The sequence below is a fragment of the Enhygromyxa salina genome (assembly GCF_000737335.2).
Taxonomy (GTDB): Bacteria; Myxococcota_A; Polyangia; order Nannocystales; family Nannocystaceae; genus Plesiocystis; species Plesiocystis salina_C.
The window spans coordinates 101,137-108,254 of record NZ_JMCC02000048.1 but is presented as its reverse complement, the minus strand read 5'-3'; the positions used below and the strand labels follow the sequence as shown (position 1 = coordinate 108,254).

Sequence of the window (7,118 nt, the reverse complement as noted above, 5' to 3'; positions counted from 1 at the left end):
GGAGGCGGCAGCCCGCCCAGCGGCGGCGGCGGCCCACCCAACGAGGGCGGCCCAGACATCATCGCCGCCCCGCTCGCGGAGTGCTGCACCGTCGCCGGCGCGTGCGGATCACGAGGCAGATCATCGAGGGACTGCACCGCCTGGATCGGCATGGTCGGCAGCCGCGGCGAGCGAGTCACGATGCCCGCGTGGGGATCCTGATCATAGCGGCCGCTGTGCTCGGACTCGGACTCCTCCCACACGAAACGCATCTCGAGCTTGCCAACCGTGACGCTCAGCCCGTCGCCAAGCTGAAACGACTGGTTGGCCTCGATCCTGCGCCCGTCGATCGCCGAGCCGTTGGTCGAGCCGAGATCCGTGAACGACCCGCCGTTCTCGTTGAAGTCGACCTTCGCGTGCCAGCCCGAGACAAAGCCGAAGCTCAGGCACAGATCGTTGCGGGGGTTACGACCGATCCGAACCGGTGAGCGCGTGTACCTTTCCTCGCGCGTCCGGCCGGTCTCCGAGTCATATACGTGGACCTTGAGCGATCGCACCGCTCACCGTCCTCCTCGTGCGTCTTCTTCTTCGAGCAGCTTCTTGGCCTCGTCGAGAGACACGATCACCCGGGTCTCTTCGCGTTGCAACTCTACATCGTCACCCTTCGCCAGCCATGCGTCGTCGCCGATCCGGCTCTTGCCCAGGATCGCCCCCACCTGCGACTCACGGCCCAATATCAGCTCGAGCTCGAATTCGATGAGCTCGTAGCTGAGCAGATCGAGCAGCTCGCGCACCGCGAAGAACGCGTCACCGCCGGCCATGAAGCGACGCAGGCCCTCTTGATCCAAAGGCCCAACGACGACCTGGGCCTTGCCCGCGCGGTGCAAGCACAGGTCCCCGATCACCGCGCTGACCCCCAGCCGCGAGTTCTCGATCGCCAGGCGGATCTTGTGGGCCGGATCGATGTCGGCGTAGGAGCCCTGGAACTGCTTGACCTTGACGTCGGCGCCCTCGAGCTGATGATCGAGGATCTCCATGACCGCGAGCTCGACGGTGCGCGCGGTCCGAGCGGGGCTCGCCAGCAGCGGAGCGATGCGCAGTAGATCCAGCGGCTTGATGTACTCGAGGGTGCGCGTCTCGTAGTCGTCGATGCCCAGCATCGCGAGCAAGCGCAGGCTCCACACGTCACGGCCGTCGGTCGAGAACTCGCGCGGCCAGTCGTACTTGCGGACGCCGCGATACAGCAAGCTGTGCAAGCGGTGGTGAAACAGATCGAAGAAGTCGGCCTTGATCCGCCCCTCTTCGTCCTGGCTGGCCGCTTCGCTGGCGAGGTAGGTTGGCAGCGGGCTGCTGGTGCCCATCAAGCCGACGATGTTGAGGGTCATCTCGACCAGGTCCGCCCGCTGGCCTTGGGCGTTGCGGCCGTCCGCGCGCAGCTCGACCGCCTCGACGTCGCCGGGCTTGAACGCGAGCGAGCGGGCGTGACGAAAGCGCACGGCCTCTTCGTCGTAGGGGCCATCGCCGCCGATCCGCTTGGCGCCGCGGGTGAGCTCCTCCAACAGGCCGATCGCGACGAAGGGATCGATCGCCCCGGGCTGATCGAGCAGGCGCTGGAACCACGCCGGGGGGTCGCTCAGAGAATCCTGTGGTGGCCGTTCCTGGGGTCCCATCGGAACTCGATCTTCGACGGGTGCAGGCGCACCCGCAGCTCGTGAAAAGAGTTGATGCTGCAGTAGGTCGAGAGCAGCTCGTCGAGCACGATCCCGAACAGGTGCGCGTCGCCGATGCTGGCGAAGCGGGTCTCATCGAGCTCGACGGTGGTCTCGGCCCCGCGCACGGGCGCGCCGTCGAGCATGCGGGTCACCGCGCGAAACTCCGTGCCACGGATCGCCTCGACCTTGAGCTCGTTCGCGCGGCCGGCGGGTGAGCCCGAGCCGGCGAGGAAGTTGTAGAGCGACAGCAGCAGCTTGAGGGTCTCGGGCTCGGTCACGCGGCGGCGGTTGAGCGCGAGGTGGCCGAGCAGCCGCCACTGCAATTCACTTGCGAGCGGGGCCCGGACCGCTGGGCTGACCGCGGTGATGTTGGCGAAGTCCGGGACCGAGCTGCCGCGGACCGGCTTGCAGATGTCACCGATCTGCAGCTCGAGCGGCAGCGTGCGATTCGTGCACAGCAGCTCGATCGACAGGGTCTCGTCCTCCTCGCTGGCGTCGGTGTCACGCGGGCGCGCGACCTGAACGTAGGTGTCGGTGCCCTCGTCGAGCGGGGACCGAGTCCGCCGCAGCACGTAGTAGCCGTCCGCGTCGGCGCCGATCTTGGTGTGCTTGAAGGTGTAGAAGTTGCTGTAGTTGCGCCGGTTGCCCCGGCCCGGCCGCACCCCGACCACGCTGTCGACGTCGTAGATCTCCATGTGCGCCGGCTTGGCTCCGGCCGCGCGCAGCAGGTGATCGGGCATCAAGGGGTCGAGCTTGACCGGCTCGGCGGTGGCCGAGAACAAGTTGACGACCGGCGTGCAGTGGAGCCGAAAGCTCTCGCCGCCGATCGGCGACGAGAGATCTGGCGGCCGCTCGAACACCATGGCCAGCTCGATGTAGTCGCCCGTGAACTCGAGCCCTTCGAGCCCGCGGATGTCGAAGAACAGGTACTTGGACGGGAGCGCGAAGTACTCCTGAACGAAGCGCGAGCCCTCGGGCGCGAACTTGGGCCAGGGCAGCACGGCCTCGTCGTCGCGCAGGCCGACCGGCTTGATCTTGTCGCGGTCGAGCACGCGCAGCGGCTCGCCGCGCGGGGTGTTGCGCTCTTCGGAGCAGCGCACCTCTACGTGCTTGCAGTGGCGAAGCACCCACAGGTGCAAGGTGGCCGCGAGCGAGATGTCGCCAGACAGGAACAGGCGAATCCCCTCTTCACGCGCGATGATCGGCCGCCCGGCCTCTGTGGTCTTGAGCTTGATCCGAATGATCGGCCGGGCCGCGACCGACTCGTCGTGGTCGATGTCGACGATCTCGATGGGCAGCAGATCCGTGTCGAAGCAGGTCTGGAACGTGCAGGCCGTGCCCTCGACCGGGACGCTGCCGACGGCCCGCCCACGCGGCACCGTTCGCGCCCCCCGCAGCGCGCGGATCTGCGGCTTGAACTCGATGACCGACATCGCCGGCAGCGGCCGCAGGTACTGGGGCAGCAGCATCTCGGCGAGCCCGTGCACGACCTCTGGGACCGCGTCGTCGACCCGCTCCCGGATGCGCGCGCTGAGGAACGCGAACCCCTCGAGCAGGCGCTCGACGTCGGGGTCGTCGCTGCGCTCGGACAACAACCCGGCGCTGGTCGGGTGCGTGGCCGCGAACTCGCGCCCCATCTCGCGCAGGTAGGTGAGCTCGCTTTGGTAGAACTTGGCGAACATGATCAGGACTCTGCGTAGCCTAGCGCCCCCCGCGGGTTGCTAGGCCCAAGATGATACGGTTTTAGACCTCCACATGCACCGTGGACTTTGGCGACGGCGAGCCAGCTCGCGGCGGGTCGCTTCGCGGCTCGCAGCCCGTGGTGCAATGCATCGTGTCGCCTCGCGCCGGAATTTTCGTCGAGGGCGCGAAGCCAAAACGCCGCTGTGGTGGGCCCACTGCAAGTTTTGGCGACAAAGCCCTCGGCGAAAAGGCCAAGCGAGGCGGCGCGAGGCATTGCACCACGGGCTGCGAGGGACTGTGCACGCGCGCGGGCACGCGTGGGCCCCCTGAACGGGCTCGAAGATAACGCTTGCGTGCGCGGGTATGGATCGGGGTTGCGCTCGCTCGTGGGCTTGCGTGCGTGGCCCTCGATCGGGCGGCGCTCGCTGCTGGGCTGGTCGTTGGGAGGGGGTCTCGGGGTTCGCTCAGGCCACGGTCACGCGACCACCGTGGGTCATCTCGCTGCGCAGACGAACGACGCCGCGGCGACGATCGCCGATCAGGCGGCCGGAGATCTCGAAGGTGAGCATGAGCGGGTCGTCGCTGGGTACCGTGCGCACGCTGACGTTGCGCAGGCGTGGCTCGTACTTGGCGATCGTCGCACGGATGCTGCGCTGCATGATCTGAGCGGCGGCGGGGAAGTCGTGGATGATGTCGACGAGATCGACGACGCCGAAGCCCTCGGCCGAGACCGCGTCGCCAAGCCGGGTGTTGAGCAGCGCCTGCAGGTTGCCAACGATCAGCTCGATGTCGTCGACGCCCCGCGTCGCCTCACCTGTGATCCGAGAAAGGATGCCCCGAGCAGCCATGGTCAGCTCGCCAATGATGGCCTAGCGGTGGGTCTGAGACAAGCTCAGTTCAGCTTCACGAGTGACCCCGAGATCGTCGCCACGCCGGTCGCGTTCACGTCGACCTTGGCCCCGGCCACGGTGACCCCTGAGGCGTCGATCTTCACCGAGTTGCCGCCAACGCTGATCGTGACCTCGCTGGGCGAGCTGATCGTGATCGCCCCACCTTCGATCACGACCGCCCCGCCGCTGTTGCTGAACTCCACCTTGGACGAGCCCTTGCCGGTCAACGCACCCCCGGTGGAGTCGAGCAGCAGGTCCCCATCCGCGACCACGCTGAACACCCCGCAGGTGTAGTGATCCGCGTTGCCACCCTCGAGCTTGACCGTTGCCGAGCCAGCCTGGCTGAGGAACACCTTGGTCGTCGCCGTGACCACGAAGTTGTTGGCGCAGTCGATGCTGCTGTCGCCCGGACCGGCCTCGCCTGGGTTGACGCTGATCTTGCTCGACCCGCCAACGACCTGCACGTAGTCCTTCTTGGCCTCGAAGTGGACCGTGTCACCCGAGATGATCGTGGTCTTGCCCAGGACCTCGAGCAGCTCGTCAACCTCGACGGTGGTGCTGCGGCTGGCGTGATAGGTGTTGGTCTCGTCCTCGGTGATCTCGGTCGTGCGGGTCTTGAGCACCGACATCGACTGATGACCTTCTACGGTCTCGGTCTGATCCACCTTGACGGTCTGGGTTTGGTTGCCGCTGACCGTGTTGCTCTGATCCGCGCCAACCGAGGTCGAGTGACAGTTCTCGACGACCTCGTTGTAGTCCTTCTGCGCGTGCACGAAGATCTCTTCGTTGCCAGCCGCGTCCTCGAAGCGCATCTCGTTGAAGCCGTCGCTGTCTGGCGAGCTCTTGGTTCGGATCGTGCTCTGGGTCTTGTTGTCGGGCACGCCAACGCTGATCGCGTTGTCGCCGTTGTAGACGCAGCCAGTGACCAAGGGGCGATCCGGGTTGCCTTCGAGGAACTCGACCACGACCTCCATGCCGACCCGCGGCAAGAAGAAGGTGCCGAACCCCGGCCCGGCCCAGTGGTGCGCCGGGCGGATCCACATGGAGGTGTCGTCGGTCAGGCCGTTGACGCGGTCCCAGTCAAACCGAACCTTCACGCGGCCGTGCTCGTCGGTGTGGATCTCTTCGCCGTCGGGCCCGGTGACGATCGCGGTCTGCGGCCCGTAGATGCGCGGGCGCGGAGTGACCAGCGGCGGCCGGAATGGTTTCTCGGGCTCGAGCACCAGGCACTCGAAGCGGTTCTGGTAGCGCGGCGACGCGCTGGAGTCACCCATGACCACGTCGGGGCAGTCGCCGGTGTGGACGACACGACGGACCAAGTACTCGCGGTCGAGATCGCTGCGCTGGTGCTCGACGACGGCGAACTTGCGACCGGGGAACAGCCCGGTGACGTTGCTGAACCCGCGGGCGACCTTGTCGCGCTGGGTCCGATGCACCAGCTTGCGGATCGTGCGGGGGTCCGGGTCGTCCTCGACGAAGCGGCCGTGGTGATAGACCTCGCGGCCCTTGCCACGATCGTCGGTGTTGGGGTCGCCCTCGGGCGGGGCGCCGGACTCGACCGGCTCGATCGGCGTGAGCCAGTCGAAGATCCGCTGGTAGACCGCCGTAGAGGTCAGCTCGCGGGTCCAGTCGAAGTACTGCAGGCTCTCCATCTCGATCCGATCTGGCCGGTCGACGACGATGTGGAGCTCTGGCTGATCGTCGATCGTGGTGAGATCCACGTAGTTGTCGTTGCTGTCCTCGAGGACCATCACCTCTTTGCCGGTCCCGCGATCGCAGTCGAACCAGTAGGTGATGCCCTCGGCCTCGAGCAGGCGGCTGACGAAGTCAAAGTCGCTCTCGTGGTACTGAACGATGTACTCGCGGCACGCGTAGGTGCCGGCGAGCCCGGTGTCGTCGAGCTCGCGCTCATAGTCGGCGAACCCGAGCTCGAGCACCTCTTTGACGACGTCGGTGACGCTGACGTCCTGCCACAGGCGCGTGTCGACCCGCTGCGTCATCAGGTACAGGGCCGGCACGATCTCCACGCGGACCTGCAGCCGATCATCGGCGACGCCGACGTACTCGACGAGGTGGATGATGCCGTTGACCGTGCGCACGATCGTCTCGCGGTCGATCGTCAGCTCGATGTTGGCGCCGAGCAGCAGCTCGGTGTCGGCCGCAAGTTCTTCGCTGACCAGGTCCAGGGTCAGGAGGTAGGGTTCGGACAGGGCCTCGACGAACTGGATGCTGCGCACGGTCCAGTGGGCATCGGGGCCGTCTTGGACGGTGAGGATGTAGTTGACCTTGGGCAGCGGATCGTCGCTGCCGATCAAGTCTGCGATCGCGTCGACGACACGCTCGAGCCCGTCTTCGACCACGCCGCCGAGCGCGTCGGCGCCCGCGCTGGCGATCTCTGGAGGCAGGCCCAAGGCCTCGAGGCCATGCTCGATCTGATCTTCGATCGCGTCGGCTGCCTTGGGCACGCCAGCGTGCATCGCATCGCCAACGAGATCACCGAGCGTGTCACCGTGGACCTCGGGCGCGCTCGATGAGCTTGGCGCGGCGGGTGTGTCGGGCACGTTCGGCAGGGCGCTGCCCGCCGCGGCCACAGCCGCATCGGTCGCCTGCTGTTCCAACTCGTGGGGCGCGTTGTCGTCGCTCATCCTCGGCCTCGCGTGGCGTCACGACAGCTTCACCGCCGACGGCCAACGACGCAGACGCTACCACGGACTTGGCTGGTTGATGCCCCCACGTGACGTCGACTTCGCCGACTGCAGCCGCCTCGAGACCGTTCGTTCGCGCGGGCATGTAGCCCCCCGCGAAGTCGGCTCTGAACCTTCTGCCCGCGAACTCCCTGCGAAAAAATCTAGCT

At 66.9% G+C, this 7,118-nt stretch carries 5 protein-coding genes; all 5 read right to left on the bottom strand.

Annotation, left to right across the window (positions count from 1 at the left end):
* Window positions 1-536 (bottom strand): FHA domain-containing protein (locus DB30_RS19515; RefSeq protein WP_146659659.1); only part of this gene is annotated, 536 nt, incomplete at its 3' end.
* A 3-nt stretch (window positions 537-539) separates the two neighbouring features.
* The gene (tssG, locus tag DB30_RS19510; protein ID WP_052551150.1) at window positions 540-1,649 is read right to left on the bottom strand and encodes a type VI secretion system baseplate subunit TssG; all 1,110 of its coding nucleotides are present in this window, start codon (window positions 1,647-1,649) and stop codon (window positions 540-542) included.
* Window positions 1,613-3,373: a type VI secretion system baseplate subunit TssF gene (gene tssF / locus DB30_RS19505; protein ID WP_052551147.1), complete on the bottom strand. Its 1,761-nt coding sequence runs from the start codon at window positions 3,371-3,373 to the stop codon at window positions 1,613-1,615. Before tssF ends, tssG begins: the two co-directional genes overlap by 37 nt.
* Before the next feature lie 465 nt (window positions 3,374-3,838).
* Window positions 3,839-4,222, bottom strand: a complete 384-nt coding sequence (tssE, locus tag DB30_RS19500) for a type VI secretion system baseplate subunit TssE (RefSeq protein ID WP_052551144.1) — start codon at window positions 4,220-4,222, stop codon at window positions 3,839-3,841.
* A 44-nt stretch (window positions 4,223-4,266) separates the two neighbouring features.
* The gene (locus tag DB30_RS19495; protein WP_052551143.1) at window positions 4,267-6,909 is read right to left on the bottom strand and encodes a type VI secretion system Vgr family protein; all 2,643 of its coding nucleotides are present in this window, start codon (window positions 6,907-6,909) and stop codon (window positions 4,267-4,269) included.
* Window positions 6,910-7,118: the final 209 nt, after the last annotated feature.

What these genes read in the sequence shown, in the direction of transcription:
- tssG (WP_052551150.1), bottom strand. Translation starts at nt 1,649, where the DNA reads ATGGGACCCCAGGAACGGCCACCACAGGATTCTCTGAGCGACCCCCCG.
- tssF (WP_052551147.1), bottom strand. Translation starts at nt 3,373, where the DNA reads ATGTTCGCCAAGTTCTACCAAAGCGAGCTCACCTACCTGCGCGAGATG.
- tssE (WP_052551144.1), bottom strand. Translation starts at nt 4,222, where the DNA reads ATGGCTGCTCGGGGCATCCTTTCTCGGATCACAGGTGAGGCGACGCGG.
- DB30_RS19495 (WP_052551143.1), bottom strand. Translation starts at nt 6,909, where the DNA reads ATGAGCGACGACAACGCGCCCCACGAGTTGGAACAGCAGGCGACCGAT.